Origin of the sequence: Scopulibacillus daqui (genome assembly GCF_016908855.1) — a bacterium.
GTDB lineage: Bacteria > Bacillota > Bacilli > Bacillales > Sporolactobacillaceae > Scopulibacillus_A > Scopulibacillus_A daqui.
In genome coordinates, this window is the sequence record NZ_JAFBER010000003.1 from 181,525 (window position 1) to 200,366 (window position 18,842).

Sequence of the window (18,842 nt, forward strand, 5' to 3'; positions counted from 1 at the left end):
TATGTATTTTGAATCAATTTTCCCAATAAAAGAGTACCATTATTTCTGGTATGATAGAAATATAGAAAATCATTTCACACTTTTATCAATTTAATTTGAAACATTAGTACTAAATGGTTATTAAAAATATATTCTAGCTTTTTATTAAGAATCCTTGTTTTTTTAATATTAAAGGAGGATTGGTGGAAATGGTCAGGATGTTTAATGAAAAAGCCGATCTTAAGACAGTGCGTGAGGAGAATGCCGGTACCATTGATGACGTCAAAAATTCCTTCCAGTCGCAATCCGTGTTATTTAATACGTTTGTGGATATGATTGATGAATCCTTCCAGGAAACGGCCGGTTTTGATCAGTTCCTTCTTGATACCAATGGCTTTTACTGGTTTACAGAAAAGACGGCTGAAGGTCAAAGCGCTTCCAGCATTTATATTTTTAACAGCTGCGGCCAATTAGTCAAAAGCCTTAGAGTTAACGGCAAGGCGGCAACGTTGTATGAGTATGATGATTGCATTCTGGCTGCATGCGAGGGTGTCGACAGCAAAGGATATATTTACAAATATGCCAAGGAAGATCAAAGACTGTTAGAACATTGGGATATTAGCGGTTTCCTTTGGGATTTGGAGAAGTTGGGCGATGTACTGTATATTACAAGTTATCTGGCTGAAACTAATGAAGCTGTTTTATATACCATTTCCGGTCAGGAAGTAAGCTGCAAGGTGCTTGGCCAAGGCTTTTTCCCAACAGGAGTGCTTATTCAAGATAACCTTCTTTACATTCCGGTTTGCCCGCTTTATTCTCCTAACACAGGTTCTGTATTATGTATTGATTTTTGCGGCAATGATGTTGAAGAAATACCGGTTTCTGTATCGCCGAGGCAAATATTCAGCTATGATGGACAGCTGATCCTGCATGGTATTGATATGTCCCAAGGAAGGGCTGAAAGCATTATTTATCTCGATCCCGCCACTAAAAAAACAGAAAGCTTTCAAATACCAAAGGCGCAAGATATCAGAACACAGGGAGAACATTTGCTTATCTTTAATCAAGAGACCGAAACAATCGTTTATTGGAGCCATGCCAAAAAGAAAATCACCCGAATTGTCCAATGGCCTATAAAAAGGAAAAATAATAGTAAGAATAATGTACTGCTGAACCACTAACCATATATCGGATAGTGGTTCTTTTTTACACTGTCAAATGTCACAGCTTGTTTTTTAGTTTGAATGAAAAGGGGGATGCTGAAGAAAAATAAGGAAAACAACCGAGAGGATGAGCCGCTTGTCATACATTCTATCAATTGGAACATGCAATCCTCCATATGCCCTTAATCAGGATCAAGTGATGGGATTTGCCAAAAATTTTTTTAGGCAGGATTTTTCCGATATCGACCGGCTGCTAAAAATATTTCACAATGGCCAAATTGATCAGCGCTATTTTTCTGCTCCAATGGACTGGTTCCAAACAGAAAGAACATTAAAAGAAAAAAATGATCTATACATTAAGACAGCCGTTGAATTGGGGGACAAGGCTGTCCAGGCTTGCTTGAGCAATGAGGAATACTTGGCATCAGCCATTTCAGCTGAAAATATTAATGCATTAATATATATTTCAACAACAGGTATGGCAACACCTAGCATCGAGGCCAAATTAATGAATCGGCTGCCATTTAATCCTCATACAAAGCGCATCCCTATATGGGGATTAGGCTGTGCGGGGGGAACGGCGGGTCTTGCAAGGGCGCATGAATTTTGTGAAGCTTATCCTGATGCAGCTGTGCTTGTTCTTTGTATTGAACTTTGCAGTTTAACGTTTCAGTACGGCGACCGTTCGAAAAGCAATTTGGTGGGAACTTCCCTGTTTGCGGATGGCGCGGCGTGTATATTAGTTGCAGGTAATGAGTCTCCATTAATTAAAAAAAGTAAACGGCACAGTTGCCCGGCGGTCGTAGAGACTCAAAGCACCTTAATGCCCGACTCTGAAAATGTCATGGGCTGGGACATACGGGATAAGGGGCTGTTTGTTGTTTTTGACAGGAGTATCCCGCAAATTGTCGAGAAATGGCTTCGGCCGATCCTTGATAACTTTCTTCGCAAAAATGATGTCACCTCTGACATGTTGAGGCATTTTATCGCGCACCCGGGAGGAAAAAAAATCCTTGAGGCTTATGAGAAAGCTTTAAATTTAAGAGATGGCATGACTGATGAAGCGAAGGAAGTATTGCGCTGTTACGGGAATATGTCATCGCCTACCGTTTTGTTTGTTCTTGACCGTGTGATGAAAAAAGTGAATCAGCCGGGTGATCTGGGTGTGGCAGTTTCTCTTGGACCGGGCTTTTCATCAGAGGCGGTTTTGTTGGAATGGGAAGCGATCTCATGATATTGTTTGCGGTGCTTTTCTTATTTGTTGTGCTGCAGCGGGTAACGGAATTAATCATTGCCCGCTCTAATGAAGCCTATTTAAAATCAAGGGGCGCTGTGGAAATCGGCCATTCTCATTATAAGTGGATCGTTTTGGTTCATGCCGGCTTTTTCGTCTCGCTTTTAACAGAAGTGCTGATATTGCGAAAAACATTGGCAAGCTGGTTCTGGATACCTTTAGCCTTTTTTGCTGCGGCGCAAGTTCTCCGCCTATGGGCATTGCTGTCACTGGGAAGGTATTGGAATACAAAAATTATTATTTTGCCTAATGCTCCAGTTGTTGCCAGAGGACCTTATAAATATCTCAGACATCCAAATTATCTTATCGTCGCAACTGAAATATTAACGCTTCCGCTGATTTTTCGGGCATATTTCACAGCTTTTGTTTTTACTATCTTAAACATTATTGTCTTATCAATAAGAATCCCCATTGAAGAAAAGGCATTAGAAGATGTAACGGACTATTCAAAAATGATGAAATCGCGGCGCCGTTTTATCCCAAGCGGCAGGGAAAATTAAAGAAAAAAAGAAAAGATGCCGACTAATGTATAAAAAGAAAGCGGCCATAAGAAGCTGATGCTTCCTATGGCTGCTCATTATTGATATAAGGATTTTCTTTAACCTTTAATAAAAGGAACGGAGCCAGTATAAATCCGCCGAGAAAGCCAAATAAATGTCCGAGAACGTCAATATCAGGGTAAATAAAGGTCGAGATAAGCCCTAATATAAGTATAACAACGATGATGGTAGTATTTGTTTTATCGATAAGGTCGCGTCTGATGGCAACCATATAGAGATAAATGCCAAATAAGCCAAATATAGCGCCGCTCGCACCTAAATGCGTATAACCCATTGGCTGGAAGATGAAGGAAGCTAAATTGCTAATGAATCCAGCTCCGAGATAAGCAGCGATAAACCGCCATTTGCCGAGCAATAATTCAAGCGCCGGCGCAAATAACAAAATTGAAAAGCAATTAAATAAGATATGCGGGAAAGTGATATGCAGAAATATAGGTGTAATCAGTCTCCACCATTCGCCATAAGCAATGGCGGCATTGAAGCCAATCCCTGAGCTGAGAATAGAATAGCCTATTCCAGAGGGAGTAATCTTATCAAGAAAGATAATGAGATAGACGAGAATATTTATAGCTATGATGCATGTTACAATAGGGTATAGTCTGATAAATGTTTTAAAATTTTCATTTCTAACAAACACAGATTGGCCTCCTTAAATTTATCGTACTTATAGTATAAATGAAAAAAGCTGATCTGTAGAACTCAAATATTAAAAGGTGAAAAAATGATTATTGGAACGGGTATAGATATTATTGAATGTCATCGGATAAAAAAACAAATTAACAATGCTAAGTTCATAGACCGCATTTTAACAATACAAGAGAAACAACGGTTTAATCAATTATCTGATCATAGAAAAGTTGAATTTCTTGCCGGACGATTTGCGGCCAAAGAAGCTTATGCAAAGGCGAAAGGGACAGGCATAGGCAAAGCGTTGTCATGGCGTGACATTGAAGTGATGAACAACAGTCAAGGCAAACCTATCTTAAAAGATATGACAAATGAAAAGCAAGTCATCCATCTATCTATTACTCACACAGAAATGTATGCCGCGGCTTTTGTCATTATTGAAAGCGAGTAGGCTAGTCTGCATATTGAGGGAAGTTGTCTCATATATTTTTAATGCGCTAGGAGGGACTATTGTGCATATCGTATCACGAGAAGAAATGCAAACCATCGATCAGTATGCAATTGAAAATATTGGCCTGACGGGGCTGGTCTTAATGGAAAATGCCGGACGCGCTTTCCTAGAGCATTTGAAGCCCTTTTTAGCCGAGGGAGAAAGAATAGGGGTGGTGATAGGCAAAGGAAATAATGGGGGAGACGGCTTTGTTACAGCGAGACAGTTATTGGATCAGCCTTATGAAACCGATGTATGGGTTGTTGTAAATAAGGAGGATATAACAGGTGATGCAGCCTTTCATATGGACGTTTATTTACGTTCCGGAGGATCAATAAAATATGTTCACGAACAGCCTGAAGTTTTTAAAGAAAAAGTCAAAGAATATACAATGATCATTGATGCTCTGCTTGGCACAGGTTTTCGGGGAACGCCGAAAAAGCGTTATCAGGAGGCTATTCACACTATAAATAAGGCGGATGCTAAGGTTATTGCGGTTGATTTGCCGAGCGGCGTCCCGGCTAACGGGGGTCATTTTGAGCACGAGGCGATTAAAGCAGATTATACTTTTACATTACAATGCCCGAAAATGGGAATGTATACACAGCCGGGCGCCATTCATTTTGGGCAAACTAAAATCATAGATATCGGAATACCGCAAGCGGCTGTTAATCAAGCAAACATCACAAAACAATTATGGACGAAAAAAGATTTTATTAGCACGCTTCCCAAGCGTACGCCTTTTTCCCATAAAGGCAGTTTCGGAAAAGGTTTATTAATTGCCGGATCTGAAAATATGCCCGGGGCTTGCGCATTGTCGGCAAAGGCCGCGTTAACGTCTGGAATAGGCCTGCTAAGCCTCTATGTTCCGAAAAGCATCAAACCAATCATCGCATCCCATGTTCCCGAAGCTATGTATGTTTCCGGTGAAGATATTGACTGGAACGCTTATGACGGCATGGCAATAGGCCCGGGAATAGGCAGAACCGGGCCGGCTGAAGCACAGCTACGCGATATATTAGCCAAAACAGACAAACCTTTGCTGATTGATGCCGACGGCTTGTATCACCTGAAGCATTATTTGCCGATGTTAAAGAACAAACAATCTCCTGTTATTTTAACGCCGCACCCTGGAGAAATGGCCGGATTAACCGGACTTTCCATTAAAGAAATAGAGAATAGCCGGTTTGAAATCGCTCATCAGTTTGCCAAAGAATACAATGTCTATCTTGTATTAAAAGGGAAATATACTATTGTCGCTTCACCAGAAGGAGAGCAGGCGGTTAATCCAACAGGTAACCCTGCCCTTGCCAAAGGCGGAACTGGAGACGTCCTTTCCGGAATGATTCTGGCCTTTATGCTCCAGCACAAGAATCTGTTCCCGGCAATCTGCAACGCTGTCTATCTTCACGGGGCGGTCAGTGATCAATTGATATTAAAAGGCCATTCACAAATGGATGTTCTGGCGTCCGACATCATTAACGGAATACCGATGGTTTTGCATGATTTTTGCCGTGCTGCGGTTTGCTAGAATAGAATCCCTCCTTTGTCACCGACATGAGACAAAGGGGTTGGATAAAAAGTGAAGAAGACTCTCGCAATGTTGTTACTCGGCATCATGTTCCTTGTTGTCTTGGCAGGATGCGGTGAGAAAAGTCAAAAACACGTTGTATCTGATTTGGGCAAGAAAATGGAAGATATGCAAGGTTATAAAACAAAAGCCGTCATGACTTTCATGCACGGCAGTAAAAAGCAAAGTTATCACGCTGAAATTTGGTATAAGAAACCTTCCTATTATAAAGTTGTCCTGCAAGATAATAAAAAGGAAAACAAACAAATGATCATTCGCAATAATGATGGTGTATTTGTATTAACGCCTGCTTTAAATAAAAGTTATCGTTTTGAGAGCGATTGGCCGAACAATCGCAGTCAATTTTACTTGTATCAGTCGCTTGCCAAAGACATTCTGAATGATGAGAGCGCAACTTTCGAGTCCAAAGATGACAAATATATTTTTAAAACGAAAACCAATTATCCAACAAAAGATTTATCTAATCAAAAGATCGCGCTGTTAAAGAAAGATCTAACACCTAAATCTGTCCAAGTTATGGATAGAGATATGAATGTCATCGTTGATGTGAACTTTAAAGATTTTAAAATGAACCCGGCGTTTGGAAAAGACGATTTCGATGTTAAAAAGAACATGACAGCTGCAAAACTTGAAACACCAACAATGGCTGCAAGTCATCAAGAATTTAAAGTGTCTTATCCAACTGTTAAATTGCCAAACACAAAGCTATCTGTCATGAAGCCGGAAGTGACCAATCATCAGAAGAAGTTTGTGATTAAATATAAAGGGGATAAGGCATACACACTCATTGAGACAAAGAGTGATGTCGCACCGACAAGCAAGCCGGTGATGGAAATGGGGGAACCGGTCAACCTTGGCTTCACGATCGGCACAATGACGGATCACTCCCTGTCATGGTCCTATGAGGGTATGGATTATTATTTGGCATCCAGCAAGTTAACAGGTGAAGAGATGCAAGACATCGCTCGCTCAACTAACGGTATGTTGACGAAATAACATCATAGCTAAGCCGTCTTTTGATGGCTTAGTTATTTTATTATGCGTTTTTTAACATAGCTGCTTATAAATTAAACTGGGCTGGAACGAGCGAAACAGTCCGTTTTTTCGTTGAACGGCCGGAACCTGGAGGGAGCTTTGGGGGCGTACCAGGCGAATCGTCTCAAACGACTTCGAACTTTGAGGGGAATTGGAGAATATTCTTTAAATCTGCGGTACAGGATGATATCGAGACCTTATTAAAGCTTGCCACTCGACAAGTTTTATTTATAAAATAAATTGGAAACGTTCGAAGCATAAATCATTTTAAAGGAGATATAACAAATATGATGGCCCCTTATTACAGAGATACATGGGTAGAAGTTGACCTTGATGCCATTGAGTCGAATGTACAAAATATGATTAATTATTTGCCGGACAAGACTCAATTAATGGCGGTCGTAAAAGCTAATGGCTACGGCCACGGCGCCGTTGAAGTCGCGGAAACTGCACTGGCATCAGGGGCGGATTGGCTGGCGGTCGCTTTTTTGGATGAGGCCGTTGAATTGCGGTTGGCTGGAATAGAAGCTCCCATTTTAGTATTAGGGCGTGCAAGGCCTGAAGATGTTCTAACAGCTGTTAAATACCATATTTCTTTAACTGTTTATCAAGCTGAATGGCTTGAAGAGGCAATGCGTTTTTACAAAAAGAACGATCCGGTTTTCTTGCATCTTAAATTAGATACAGGTATGGGCCGTTTAGGCATCCGGGATGAACAGTCATTATCGCGTTTTGCCCGTAAGCTGAAAGAAGATAACCGGTTTGTTTTGGAAGGCGTTTACACGCATTTTGCTACTGCTGATGAGGATGACGAGTCTTATTTTAACGAGCAGTATCAACGATTCAAAACAGGCCTGTCATGGCTGAAAAAAGAGAACATCAACCCGAATATGATTCATTGCGGAAACAGTGCGGCTTCACTTAAGCATCCTGATAAGATGTTCAATTTAGTTCGATTCGGGATTTCTATGTACGGTTTATCGCCATCGCCGAGCATGAGAGAAAAGCTGCCCTTTCAATTAAAAGAAGCCTTCTCTTTATACGCATGTCTCACTCATGTTAAGAAGGTTGAACCTGATGAAGCGATCAGCTACGGCGCCACATACCGGACGTCAAGCTATGAGTGGATAGGAACGGTCGGGATCGGTTATGCGGACGGCTGGAGAAGAGAGCTTTCCGGACAGCATAATCAAGTCATTGTGAATGGCGAACGCTGCCCGGTCGTTGGGCGCATCTGCATGGATCAATTGATGTGCCGCTTGAATTCAGAAGTTCCGGTCGGGACCAAAGTTACCCTCATTGGTTCAGATCAAGATGAACGCATTACAATCGATGAAATTGCGGAACTATTAGAAACAATTAACTATGAGGTGCCGTGCATGATTAATGAAAGAGTTCCGAGGATATACTTAAAAAATAAAGAAATAATAAAAATAAAGAATCCGTTGATTAAGGGTATAAGACTATAGTAAAATTAATAATCATTTAATAACGTTCGTATGATGGCTGATGTTTGTCCATGCAGACGCTTTACATTGGTTATTTTGGAATGATATGATTACTTTTAGAATATGATTGAGTCGAAGCGATTTGTTGGAGGTGCACTTATGCCTGAGTCGAATTCTAAAGAAATTGTAGTGAAATTACCGCAGTATTTATTGAAAGAAATGGACGGGATTGCTCAAAAGGATAAGGTAAATCGCAGTGAGTTTCTTAATCGAGCAGTAAGAATGTATCTTCGTGAGAGAAACAAACGCCAGATTCGTGAATCGATGCGTCAAGGCTATATGGAAATGGCTAAAATTAATTTAAACATCGCCTCAGAAGCGTTTCTTGCAGAAGAGGAGGCAGAAATTACCTCAGAGCGCCTTGTTAGCGGGGTGTAAATAGGGTGATTGTAAAACGCGGCGATGTTTATTTTGCCGATCTCTCACCGGTCGTTGGTTCTGAGCAGGGTGGCGTGCGGCCGGTTTTAATTATCCAAAACGACATCGGCAATCGTTTTAGTCCAACGGTGGTTATAGCTGCTATTACCGCCCAAATCCAAAAAGCAAAATTGCCGACACATGTTGAAATTGATGCTAAAAAGTACGGATTTGATCGTGACTCAGTGATATTGCTCGAACAGATTCGAACGATTGACAAGCAACGGTTAACTGATAAAATCACACATCTTGATGACGATATGATGCATAATGTCAATGAGGCGATTCAAATAAGCTTAGGGCTTATTGATTTCTAGACTGCTCAGCTGCTCTTAAATAAAAAGGGCGGCTTTTTATTTTTGAACAGAATTTTACCGAGACATGAAATTAAATGATTGCGAAATATATTAATGAATGGAATAATTATCACAAGAAAGAGAGATTTGAAGGGAGTGACTTCATTGGACTCGCCGGTTATCGCACATTTAAAAGAACATAAAGATAAGATTGTCGAATTGTGGATGAAGAAAATGGACGAGGCAGCAGCGGAAGCGCCGCAATCCAATATTAATTATAAAGCTTTGATCACAACAAACGAAACGTTTGCCGAAGTCATTTACAACTATATACTCAATGACGGTTCGAGCAGAAACTTAAACGAATTTATCGGCAGAATTCTCCAATTTGGCTGGCCTCTAAGCTATCTTACCCATGGCATCCAAGTATTTCGAAGAGTGGTTATAGAAGTTATTGGAGGAAAAGCGGAAAATACTAAAGAACTCCTTCAGCTGTATCAACAAACGGACGCGATCATAGATCCGATTTCTAATAAATTAATTCATGATGCCGCAGAGCAATGGGAAAACACTGTTTACCTGCAAAAAAATGCCCTGATGGAGCTATCGGCCCCGTTAATCCCCGTTATGGAAAAGATATCAGTGATGCCGTTGATCGGGACCATTGATACTGAAAGAGCAAAGCTTATCATGGAGAATTTGCTCGAGGGCGTGATTGAACATAGATCGGAAGTCGTTCTTATTGACATTACAGGTGTGCCTATCGTGGATACAATGGTTGCTCATCATATTATTCAGGCTGCCGAAGCGGTTCGATTAGTCGGCGCAAAATGCATTCTTGTCGGAATTCGTCCGGAAATTGCGCAAACGATTGTGAACCTCGGCATTACATTAAGCGATTTTCCTACAAGAAGCACATTGAAAGAAGGCATTGAGACAGCCTTAAAAATGACAAAACGCGAAATAGTCTTTATTGATCAGGAGGGCTCAGATTGAGAATTCCTATACTAAAATTGCATGACTATTTGTTAATTTCTATTCAAGTAGAATTGGATGATCAGACCGCTATTCAATTCCAGCAAGATTTGCTTGAAAAAATTCATGAAACAGGCGTAAAAGGCGTGGTCATAGATTTAACATCTGTAGATATGATTGATTCTTATATAGCCAAGATTCTAAGCGATGTGGTCAGAATGTCATCTCTCCTTGGTGCAAAGGTTGTTTTGACGGGTATCAGGCCTGCAGTCGCCATTACGCTTATTGATTTGGGCATTACGTTAAAAGACGTGCCAACAGCGCTAGATTTAGAAAAAGGACTTGAGAAACTGCAACAGGAATTGGAGGGATGACTATGCGCACCCAATCCTGTATAAAAATCAAAAACGAATGGAATATTGTCCAAGCCAGACAGCTTGGCCGCGATTTGTCAAAACAGCTTGGTTTTCAGACAGTTGACCAAGCTAGGATTACCACAGCCATTTCAGAACTTGCCCGGAACATCTATCTTTATGCTAATGATGGATTTATTAAGGTTGAACCTATTAATGATATGGGTAAATTAGGGTTGAAAGTTGTCTCATCCGACAAGGGGCCGGGTATTAAAGACGTCCGCAAGGCTATGGAGGATGGCTATACGACATCCGGAGGCTTAGGTGCGGGACTCCCGGGGGTTAAAAGGCTAATGGATGAGTTCAAAATTCACTCTCAGGAAGGCGTCGGCACAGAAATTGTTGCGATAAAGTGGCTCCGTTAATAAGAGAGGAGACAAATTAATGGATAGTCAAAGCCTTTATAAAAAATATGAAGAGATATTATTGAATTATTTAGAAAATAGAAACGAAAGGGCTTTATATAAAGCTCAGCAATTTGGCCGGAAAATGATTGAACAAAACATTTCTCCTGAGGAAGTCGTCAGCATGCATGTCAAGGTGCTTTCACGGACGATGCCGAATTTGGATAAGGAAACCCTTGATGCGTTTGACTTTTTGTTAGAGGTGATGGTGGATTATGGATTGGCCTACCGCGAACACCAAAGCTTAAGAAATAAGCAGCGGCAGCTTGACTCTGAAATCGAAGTGGCGGCCAACTTGCAGCAATCGCTGTTAAAGGGAGATGTCCCTGACTGTGAATTTGCAGATATAGGCGTCATCAGCCAGCCTGCGAAAAAAATGAGCGGAGATTATTATCATTTTGTCAATGATAATCATAATTGTATAAGCGTTGCCATTGCTGATATTGTCGGCAAGGGCATTCCGGCCGCAATGTGCATGTCCATGATCAAATATACGATGGACAGCCTGCCGGAACAAAGAATGCAGCCCGGATCTATGTTGGAAAATCTTAACCGTGTCGTTGAGCAAAATGTCGATCCCAATATGTTTGTCACGATGTTCTACGGTCTTTATGATCCTAGAGTTCAAGAGTTTTTCTACTCATCGGCTGGTCATGAACCAGGCTTTTTTTATTCAGCCAAAGAAGATCAATTTACTGAGTTGGAAGCTAAAGGGCTTGTTTTAGGGCTGACGCGTTCGACAAAATACAATGAGTATGTTAAAAAAGTTCATTCGGGTGATATGATTGTACTGTTGACGGATGGCGTAACTGAATGCCGGACGGAAAAAGGCTTTATTGAACGTGAAGAGGTTGTGAGTTTAATAAGAGACAATATGGAAAAGCCGGCTCAGGAAATTGTTGATCATGTCTTTTATGAATTAGAGAAGCTGCAAGACTTTGATCTGAGAGATGACTTTACATTAATTGTCATTAAGTTTTAGGTTTAATCTTTATTTCTATGGGGTAAATCCATAGTACGTTTGAATGATCTTGAACTAAAGTTCGATTTCTTGGCCGCGCATAGGCTAGTGCGGTGAAAAGCCAGGTTTCTTACAGGGGGTTTCCAGATGAATTTACGGATAGTGCACGAAGAAGTGGGTTCAAATAAATATATCATTAAACTAATCGGTGAAGTTGATGCATATACCGCACCGGACCTTCGCGAGGAGCTTATTCCATTGGTGGAAAAGGGCGGAGATCTGATAACAATGGATTTAAGCGAAACGGAATATATGGACAGCACCGGCCTGGGCATTATAATCGCTGGTTTGAAGGCCGCAAAGAAAAGCGGCAGTACATTAGTGGTTGGGAAAATGACGCCTCGTGTAGAAAGGCTCTTTAAGATTACCGGGCTTTTGGACGTTTTGAATAACAATAACGAAGCAAAGGAGGGAAAGTGCTAATGTCCACTGACTCCATAGAGCTTACCATACCCGCCAAACCTGAATTTGTCGGAGTTGTCCGTTTAACAATCTCGGGGATAGCCAATCGGATGGGATATACTTATGAGGATATTGAGGATATTAAGATAGCCGTATCCGAAGCCTGTACCAACGCTGTCAATCATGCTTACCGGGAAGATGAAGACGGGAAAATAAGCCTGAAAATCGACAGCTTTGAAGATCGAATTGAAATTATGGTTATCGACCGCGGCAAAAGCTTTGATTTCCAAGAAACGATCAGCAACCTGCGTCCGATAGACCCGAGCATGTCATTAGACAAGATCAATGAAGGCGGGCTCGGTTTATTTTTAATTGAAACACTTATGGATAAAGTGACCATCAGCGGTGATTCCGGAGTTATCGTCGTTATGACAAAGTTTTTGAAAAGAGACGAGGTGGATGGCCATGCCAGCAAAGTCTCAACTTCAACAGAATGACTCAAAAACTAAAATTAACGATTTAATTGCTGCTTATCAAAACAATCCGGATGATGAAGCGATTCAAAATAAACTTGTTGCCCAATATGAGAATCTCGTTATTGCCATGTCAAACAAATTTTCAAAGAACAGCGATATAAAAGAGGATCTATATCAGGTTGGCATGATTGGCTTATTGGCAGCATTAAAACGCTACGATCCGTCGATGGGCAGAAGTTTCGAATCTTTTGCGGTTCCGACTATTGTCGGTGAAATCAAAAGGTATATGCGCGATAAAACATGGAGTGTCCATGTGCCGCGGCGAATCAAAGAGCTTGGCCCGAAAATAAAAAAAACAGTGGATAAACTGACTAATGACCTTCAACGCTCGCCTAAAGTTGCGGAAATAGCTGAATACCTTAATGTGGATGAAGAAGATGTGCTGGAAACGATGGAAATGAGCAGGAGTTATCATGCGCTATCCGTCGACAGCAAAATTGAGGCCGACTCTGAAGGAGGGACTGTCACTCTCCTTGATCTTGTCGGGAAGCAGGATGACGGTTATGAGGCTGTTAATCGAAAAATGCTCTTCGAGAAGGTCTTTCAATCACTGACTGAGCGAGAAAGGCAAATTCTTGAATTTACTTACTTTGATAATCTGAGCCAAAAGGAAACAGGTGACCGGCTCGGCATTTCCCAAATGCATGTATCAAGGCTGCAGAGAAGGGCGCTGCGGAAACTTCGTGAGACTTTACCAGAGGAAGGGCTTGAAAAACTGACATGATTGAACACTATCCCTTTCAAAAATTTAAAATATCCGCCTTTCAAAGGGCGAAAAAAGATAAAACATGCTGTGGAGACAGCTATTTTGTCAAAGAAACAGACAACTACTTGATCTGCGCGGTTGCTGATGGCTTAGGAAGCGGCATAGGTGCCAAGGAAGCTTCGCAAACCGCTATTGAAACCATCGAAACCAATTATAATCTTCCCCTTGACCTTTTAATGGATAAAGTTAATCGATCATTAGTCAGGCACCGGGGAGCGGTTGTCACGATTTTTAAGATCGATTACGAAGCTAAGCTAGTCTCCTTTTGTGGTGTAGGCAACGTAAAGCTCCTTATATATCCGCGATTTGGAAAGCCGATTTCTCCATTGCCAAAGCGCGGCTTTTTATCAGGTCAGCCTTTGCGCCTCCAAGTGCAAGAATTTAATTATCCGGATCATGCGATGTTTGTTCTTTATTCCGATGGCATAACATTGCATGCCAATCAGGTTCAAACGATTCAAAACATGTATCATGTTGTAGCGGAAGAAGGAGAATCCTACCTTGACCGTTATGTACAATTAAACAGCAATGACGATTTAACGCTTTTGATTGGGAAACCGTTGTAAACGCAGCTTCTAAACAGGGAGCTGTTTTTTTATGTTCAAGTTTTGATATGATAAAGGTACGTGTTTAAAAAGGGAGGCGGCAGTTATGAGCCAAGACATAATGGACAAGGAAGCGATATATCAGCAATTAGCTAAGTCGCTGAATATTCAGCCGCAGCGTGTGGCCAACGTCATTAAATTGCTTGAAGAAGATAATACAATTCCTTTTATCGCCCGTTATAGAAAAGAATTGACGGGAGGATTAGACGAAGTCCAAATTAATAATATCCATGATGGCTGGCAATACGCCTTGCAGTTGGAAAAAAGAAAAGAAGAAGTTTTGCGGCTTATTGATGAACAGGGGAAATTAACAGATGAGCTGCAAAAGGCTATCAAACAATCGACGAAGCTGCAGGAAGTAGAGGATTTATACCGTCCTTATAAACAAAAGAGGCGAACAAGAGCAACAATAGCCAAAGAAAAGGGGCTTGAGCCATTAGCCGATTGGCTCATGAGTTTCCCTGAAATCCCTGTTGAACAAGAAGCGGAAAAGTATTTATCCGACGAGCATGAACTTTACAAAGCAGAAGATGTCATCGCCGGTGCCCAAGATATCATTGCTGAACGAATTTCTGATGACCCTGAAATAAGAAAATCAATCAGAACAAAAACATTTAAAAAAGGCGTGCTTCACAGCGAACGAAAAGACAAGAAAGAATTAGAAAAAGACGAAAAAAAAGTTTATGAAATGTATTACGACTACGAAGAAAATGTACAAAATATCGTGCCTCACAGAATATTGGCGATTAATCGCGGTGAAAAGGAAGACATTCTGAAAGTTAACATTAATGCTCCTGTTGAAGAAATTTTTGATTGGATGTACAAGCATATTATTACGAATGTCAAAACTTCAGCATTACAGATTCTTAAAGACTCCATTCAAGATGCGTATAAACGGCTGATTGCGCCTTCAATTGAAAGAGAAGTCCGTCAATCATTAACTGAGAAAGCGGAAGAACAAGCCATACATATTTTTTCTGAGAACTTGAGGTCTTTGCTCTTGCAGCCGCCTATTAAAGAAAAGATTGTTTTAGGAGTTGACCCTGCATATCGAACGGGCTGCAAGTTAGCGGTCGTCGATGAAACCGGAAAAGTTCTGGATATATCAGTTATTTACCCGACTCCGCCGCGATCAGAGATTGAAAAAGCTAGGGAGCATGTCTTAGATTTAATTAAAACATTTAACATTGAGATGATTGCTATTGGCAACGGCACAGCTTCTAGGGAAACCGAAAAGTTCATTGCCGATGTTATTAAAGAAATAAAAGACAGAAAGCTATATTATCTCATTGTCAATGAGGCCGGAGCCAGTGTTTATTCAGCCTCCAAGCTCGCGCGTGAAGAATTTCCGAATCTGCAAGTTGAGGAAAGAAGCGCTGTTTCTATTGCAAGGCGGCTGCAGGATCCTCTCAGCGAATTAGTTAAAATTGATCCTAAGTCAGTTGGCGTAGGCCAATATCAGCATGATGTCTCGCAAAAAGAATTGAATGCGTCTCTAACGTTTGTCGTTGAAACAGTGGTTAACCGAGTCGGCGTAAATGTAAATACCGCTTCATCGTCTTTGCTTCAATATGTTGCCGGACTGTCAAAGACCGTTGCGAATAATATTGTTAAAAAGCGTGAGAAGGACGGAAAATATTTGAACAGAGAGCAATTAAAAACCGTTCCGCGCTTAGGGGACAAGACCTTTGAGCAATGCGCGGGCTTTCTAAGAATTCCTGATGGAAATGAGCCTCTGGATAAAACGGCTATTCACCCTGAAAGTTATCAAGACGCGCTTAAATTGTTGGATCTGTTAGATTGTTCGACAGCTGATATCGGTACCGAAAAACTGATTGAAAAATTGAAAGCCATTAATTTAAAGGAAACAGCAAAACATTTAAACATGGGTGAACCAACGTTAAAGGATATTATTGATGCTTTTATCCGCCCGAACCGTGATCCCCGCGATGATGTCAAAAAACCGCTGCTTAAAACGGACGTCCTTGAGCTTGAGGATCTAAAAGAAGGGATGCAGCTGGAAGGAACGGTAAGAAACGTTGTTGATTTCGGCGCTTTTGTAGATATTGGCGTTAAACAAGACGGTCTTGTTCACATCTCGAAGTTATCCAGCAAATACGTTAAGCATCCGCTTGATGTCGTGCAGGTAGGGCAAATTGTAACGGTATGGGTTGACGGCGTCGACGTACAGAAAGGCCGTATTTCACTGAGTATGCTGCCGGACAATAAAGAAAGCTAGGCACTGTTTATCATGAACAGTGCCTCTCTTGGTAAAAAAACCAGCATTGATTTAATAATTTAATCTGATGTCGATCCTTTTTGTAATAAGCTTCTCTAAGTTGTTTTTTAAACCAAAAGGGCATGCGAAGGAAGGGACCTCCTTTAAAAAACAGATAAATGCTTTCATATTTAATTTATGAAGTACAGCTTGTTAAAGTGCCCAAAAAACGTAAAAGGACGAGGTAAATGACGAATAAAGAATTGCAGGCTCTTGTAGAACAAATATCACTAAAATATTTTAAAAAGCCGTTTAAGCACCAGGCAGCCTTTAATAAGCGCTTGAGAACAACAGGCGGGCGCTATTTGCTTGCCAGCCACAACCTTGAGTTTAACCCCAAACAGCTTGAATTTTACGGTAAGGATGAATTCATTAAAATTATTAAACATGAACTTTGCCATTATCACTTGCATATCGAAGGGAAGGGGTATCGTCATCGCGACCGTGACTTTCAAGTCTTGCTGTCTGATGTAGGCGGATCGAGGTACTGTAAAACGATCCCCGGGACAAGAAATCAAGCGAGACATATTCATGTTTATGAATGTAAAAAATGCAGGGAAAGGTATTATAGAAAAAGGAAAATCGACACAAATCAATATGTATGCGGAAAGTGTCGAGGCAAACTTCGATGGGTATTAAAGAAAACTTGCCGTTAGGGGGACAGAGAGACTTGAGCCAAGCTCTTTGCAGCTTTTTGCGAACGCGTTACGCAGGAACAAACGATACAACCCGACATGCTTCGACTATGGCGGGAACATGATGTTAATAAGCCGCTGTGCTGGAGAACGATGTTTTTAAACCTTTCTTTGTTTCACGAATGACCCCTGCTGAATGGAATGAATACCTGTCAGTTAACGATTTAAAAAATCTTTTAAAAAAGGGTTGACGATATCTTTTGCAATGTGATAAATTATAAAAGTCGCTGATGAGCGGCACTAATCTTAGAAAAAAACATCGAAAAAAGTTGTTGACATTCGCAACATCTTGATGTATAATGTTAAATGTCGTTGCTGAGATAAAAACATCGAATATTATTCCACAGTAGCTCAGTGGTAGAGCAATCGGCTGTTAACCGATCGGTCGCAGGTTCGAATCCTGCCTGTGGAGCCAACGGAGAAGTACCCAAGTTGGCTGAAGGGGCTCCCCTGCTAAGGGAGTAGACGGGTAACCCCGTGCGAGGGTTCGAATCCCTCCTTCTCCGCCATAGAAGAATCTTTGGCCCGTTGGTCAAGTGGTTAAGACACCGCCCTTTCACGGCGGTAACACGGGTTCGAATCCCGTACGGGTCACCATTTTCATATCATGTTTATTTTGGGGTTGAATAGAGAGGATCTTGTGCATGGATCTTCAAATGCGGTCCCGTGGTGTAGTGGTTAACATGCCTGCCTGTCACGCAGGAGATCGCCGGTTCAAATCCGGTCGGGACCGCCATTTTGTTGGCCCATAGCCAAGCGGTAAGGCATCGGATTTTGGTTCCGAGATGCGCTGGTTCGAATCCAGCTGGGCCAGCCATGAGCCATTAGCTCAGTCGGTAGAGCATCTGACTTTTAATCAGAGGGTCGGAGGTTCGAATCCTCCATGGCTCACCATTTTAGAAATTAGAAACTAGAGGTTTTGAGGAAAGAAGTTGGAGCAGGAACTTTCAACTTCTAGATTTTATGTGCAAAACACCTTGTATCTAATATCTATTATCAATTCAAAGAATTGAATGCGGGTGTGGCGGAATTGGCAGACGCGCTAGATTTAGGATCTAGTGTCTCGCGACGTGGGGGTTCGAGTCCCTTCACCCGCACCATTGCTTTTGGGAATTTCATACTATGAGTGAATCTGCGGTCGTGGCGGAATGGCAGACGCGCTAGCTTGAGGGGCTAGTGGAGGAGACTCCGTGGAGGTTCGAGTCCTCTCGACCGCACTTATTATTTTCTTTAAAGACACTTCCTTTTTATTTTAAATAAAAAATATGCGCCCTTAGATCAACTGGATAGATCGTCTGACTACGGATCAGAAGGTTGGGGGTTCGAATCCTCCAGGGCGCGCCATTAGCGGGAAGTAGCTCAGCTTGGCAGAGCACTTGGTTTGGGACCAAGGGGTCGCAGGTTCAAATCCTGTCTTCCCGACCAGGCTAAAATAATCTGCGGGTGTAGTTTAGTGGTAAAACAAGAGCCTTCCAAGCTCTGGTCGTGGGTTCGATTCCCATCACCCGCTCCATTTATCAACTATAGATGGGCCTGTAGCTCAGCCGGTTAGAGCGCACGCCTGATAAGCGTGAGGTCGGTGGTTCGAGTCCACTCAGGCCCACCATCTATTAAGTTATTTCCAGTTGACAGTTTTATTTAATTGTTTTATTATATATTAGCTGTCATCTTTAATTAGCTATGATAGAATTTTTGTTCTTTGAAAACTAAACAAAAGCCAAGCGTGATTGAAAGGGCAACTTTCAACAACAGCTAAGGATCATAACGATTAAAAGTTTAACTGTTTC

The 18,842-nt window shown here is 41.5% G+C and carries 21 protein-coding genes and 12 tRNA genes; 31 read left to right on the plus strand and 2 right to left on the minus strand.

What is annotated here, in order from left to right; all coding sequences use genetic code 11:
- Positions 1-188 precede the first annotated feature (188 nt).
- The 3 genes from JOD45_RS04190 (at position 189) to JOD45_RS04200 (ending at position 2,936) form a co-directional block, all read left to right on the plus strand.
- Positions 189-1,160, plus strand: a complete 972-nt coding sequence (locus tag JOD45_RS04190; protein WP_205002613.1) for a hypothetical protein — start codon at positions 189-191, stop codon at positions 1,158-1,160.
- Positions 1,161-1,278: 118 nt separating this feature from the next.
- Entirely contained in the window at positions 1,279-2,376 is a 1,098-nt protein-coding gene (locus tag JOD45_RS04195; RefSeq protein ID WP_205002614.1) for a type III polyketide synthase, read from the plus strand.
- Positions 2,358-2,936, plus strand: coding sequence for an isoprenylcysteine carboxyl methyltransferase family protein (locus JOD45_RS04200; protein ID WP_239549068.1), 579 nt, complete (start codon positions 2,358-2,360; stop codon positions 2,934-2,936). The genes JOD45_RS04195 and JOD45_RS04200 overlap by 19 nt, the downstream gene beginning before the upstream one ends.
- A gap of 64 nt (positions 2,937-3,000) precedes the next feature.
- Here JOD45_RS04200 and JOD45_RS04205 read toward each other — a convergent pair whose 3' ends face one another.
- Positions 3,001-3,633 carry a rhomboid family intramembrane serine protease gene (locus JOD45_RS04205; RefSeq protein WP_205002615.1) on the minus strand — a complete coding sequence of 211 codons (633 nt, stop codon included), beginning with the start codon at positions 3,631-3,633 and terminating at the stop codon, positions 3,001-3,003.
- An 84-nt stretch (positions 3,634-3,717) separates the two neighbouring features.
- Here JOD45_RS04205 and acpS point away from each other — a divergent pair, with 84 nt between their 5' ends.
- From acpS to JOD45_RS04280, 15 genes are all read left to right on the plus strand, one after another.
- On the plus strand, positions 3,718-4,074 hold the full coding sequence (gene acpS / locus JOD45_RS04210; RefSeq protein WP_205002616.1) for a holo-ACP synthase: 357 nt from the start codon (positions 3,718-3,720) through the stop codon (positions 4,072-4,074).
- Between the two features lie 61 nt (positions 4,075-4,135).
- Positions 4,136-5,644, plus strand: coding sequence for an NAD(P)H-hydrate dehydratase (locus JOD45_RS04215; protein ID WP_205002617.1), 1,509 nt, complete (start codon positions 4,136-4,138; stop codon positions 5,642-5,644).
- Positions 5,645-5,695: 51 nt separating this feature from the next.
- Entirely contained in the window at positions 5,696-6,700 is a 1,005-nt protein-coding gene (locus tag JOD45_RS04220) for an outer membrane lipoprotein carrier protein LolA (protein WP_205002618.1), read from the plus strand.
- A gap of 329 nt (positions 6,701-7,029) precedes the next feature.
- On the plus strand, positions 7,030-8,208 hold the full coding sequence (alr, locus tag JOD45_RS04225; RefSeq protein WP_205002645.1) for an alanine racemase: 1,179 nt from the start codon (positions 7,030-7,032) through the stop codon (positions 8,206-8,208).
- 138 nt (positions 8,209-8,346) lie between these two features.
- Positions 8,347-8,625: a CopG family ribbon-helix-helix protein gene (locus tag JOD45_RS04230; protein ID WP_205002619.1), complete on the plus strand. Its 279-nt coding sequence runs from the start codon at positions 8,347-8,349 to the stop codon at positions 8,623-8,625.
- A gap of 5 nt (positions 8,626-8,630) precedes the next feature.
- Complete coding sequence (locus JOD45_RS04235) at positions 8,631-8,981, plus strand: type II toxin-antitoxin system PemK/MazF family toxin (RefSeq protein WP_205002620.1); 351 nt, start codon at positions 8,631-8,633, stop codon at positions 8,979-8,981.
- 93 nt (positions 8,982-9,074) lie between these two features.
- Positions 9,075-9,956, plus strand: coding sequence for an STAS domain-containing protein (locus JOD45_RS16735; protein WP_205002621.1), 882 nt, complete (start codon positions 9,075-9,077; stop codon positions 9,954-9,956).
- Positions 9,953-10,309, plus strand: a complete 357-nt coding sequence (locus JOD45_RS04245) for an STAS domain-containing protein (protein ID WP_205002622.1) — start codon at positions 9,953-9,955, stop codon at positions 10,307-10,309. Before JOD45_RS16735 ends, JOD45_RS04245 begins: the two co-directional genes overlap by 4 nt.
- A gap of 2 nt (positions 10,310-10,311) precedes the next feature.
- Entirely contained in the window at positions 10,312-10,713 is a 402-nt protein-coding gene (locus tag JOD45_RS04250) for an anti-sigma regulatory factor (RefSeq protein WP_205002623.1), read from the plus strand.
- A gap of 19 nt (positions 10,714-10,732) precedes the next feature.
- Positions 10,733-11,734: a PP2C family protein-serine/threonine phosphatase gene (locus JOD45_RS04255; protein WP_205002624.1), complete on the plus strand. Its 1,002-nt coding sequence runs from the start codon at positions 10,733-10,735 to the stop codon at positions 11,732-11,734.
- A gap of 126 nt (positions 11,735-11,860) precedes the next feature.
- The gene (locus JOD45_RS04260) at positions 11,861-12,196 is read left to right on the plus strand and encodes an STAS domain-containing protein (RefSeq protein ID WP_205002625.1); all 336 of its coding nucleotides are present in this window, start codon (positions 11,861-11,863) and stop codon (positions 12,194-12,196) included.
- Positions 12,196-12,672 carry an anti-sigma B factor RsbW gene (gene rsbW / locus JOD45_RS04265; protein WP_205002626.1) on the plus strand — a complete coding sequence of 159 codons (477 nt, stop codon included), beginning with the start codon at positions 12,196-12,198 and terminating at the stop codon, positions 12,670-12,672. The genes JOD45_RS04260 and rsbW overlap by 1 nt, the downstream gene beginning before the upstream one ends.
- A complete protein-coding gene (gene sigB, locus JOD45_RS04270) occupies positions 12,641-13,435 on the plus strand; it encodes an RNA polymerase sigma factor SigB (RefSeq protein ID WP_205002627.1) in 795 nt (264 codons plus the stop codon). Before rsbW ends, sigB begins: the two co-directional genes overlap by 32 nt.
- A complete protein-coding gene (locus tag JOD45_RS04275; protein ID WP_205002628.1) occupies positions 13,432-14,043 on the plus strand; it encodes a SpoIIE family protein phosphatase in 612 nt (203 codons plus the stop codon). The genes sigB and JOD45_RS04275 overlap by 4 nt, the downstream gene beginning before the upstream one ends.
- 85 nt (positions 14,044-14,128) lie before the next feature.
- Complete coding sequence (locus tag JOD45_RS04280; protein ID WP_205002629.1) at positions 14,129-16,321, plus strand: Tex family protein; 2,193 nt, start codon at positions 14,129-14,131, stop codon at positions 16,319-16,321.
- Between the two features lie 10 nt (positions 16,322-16,331).
- On the opposite strand, the gene cmpA is transcribed toward JOD45_RS04280, so the two are convergent.
- Positions 16,332-16,445, minus strand: coding sequence for a cortex morphogenetic protein CmpA (gene cmpA, locus JOD45_RS04285; protein WP_205002630.1), 114 nt, complete (start codon positions 16,443-16,445; stop codon positions 16,332-16,334).
- Positions 16,446-16,548: 103 nt separating this feature from the next.
- Between cmpA and JOD45_RS04290 the strand changes: the two genes are divergently transcribed.
- The 13 genes from JOD45_RS04290 to JOD45_RS04350 all read left to right on the plus strand — a co-directional run bounded on the left by JOD45_RS04290 (position 16,549) and on the right by JOD45_RS04350 (position 18,661).
- Positions 16,549-17,016, plus strand: coding sequence for a SprT family protein (locus tag JOD45_RS04290; RefSeq protein ID WP_205002631.1), 468 nt, complete (start codon positions 16,549-16,551; stop codon positions 17,014-17,016).
- Between the two features lie 379 nt (positions 17,017-17,395).
- Positions 17,396-17,470: transfer RNA gene (locus JOD45_RS04295), tRNA-Asn, on the plus strand.
- A 2-nt stretch (positions 17,471-17,472) separates the two neighbouring features.
- A tRNA-Ser gene (locus tag JOD45_RS04300) sits at positions 17,473-17,564 on the plus strand.
- 13 nt (positions 17,565-17,577) lie between these two features.
- Positions 17,578-17,652: transfer RNA gene (locus JOD45_RS04305), tRNA-Glu, on the plus strand.
- 63 nt (positions 17,653-17,715) lie between these two features.
- Positions 17,716-17,791: transfer RNA gene (locus JOD45_RS04310), tRNA-Asp, on the plus strand.
- Positions 17,792-17,797: 6 nt separating this feature from the next.
- A tRNA-Gln gene (locus JOD45_RS04315) sits at positions 17,798-17,872 on the plus strand.
- Position 17,873: 1 nt separating this feature from the next.
- Positions 17,874-17,949 (plus strand) — tRNA-Lys (locus JOD45_RS04320).
- 121 nt (positions 17,950-18,070) lie between these two features.
- Positions 18,071-18,155: transfer RNA gene (locus JOD45_RS04325), tRNA-Leu, on the plus strand.
- Between the two features lie 34 nt (positions 18,156-18,189).
- A tRNA-Leu gene (locus tag JOD45_RS04330) sits at positions 18,190-18,272 on the plus strand.
- 50 nt (positions 18,273-18,322) lie between these two features.
- Positions 18,323-18,399: transfer RNA gene (locus JOD45_RS04335), tRNA-Arg, on the plus strand.
- A gap of 4 nt (positions 18,400-18,403) precedes the next feature.
- Positions 18,404-18,480, plus strand: a tRNA-Pro gene (locus JOD45_RS04340).
- 14 nt (positions 18,481-18,494) lie between these two features.
- Positions 18,495-18,568: transfer RNA gene (locus tag JOD45_RS04345), tRNA-Gly, on the plus strand.
- A gap of 16 nt (positions 18,569-18,584) precedes the next feature.
- Positions 18,585-18,661 (plus strand) — tRNA-Ile (locus tag JOD45_RS04350).
- The last annotated feature ends 181 nt before the right edge of the window (positions 18,662-18,842 follow it).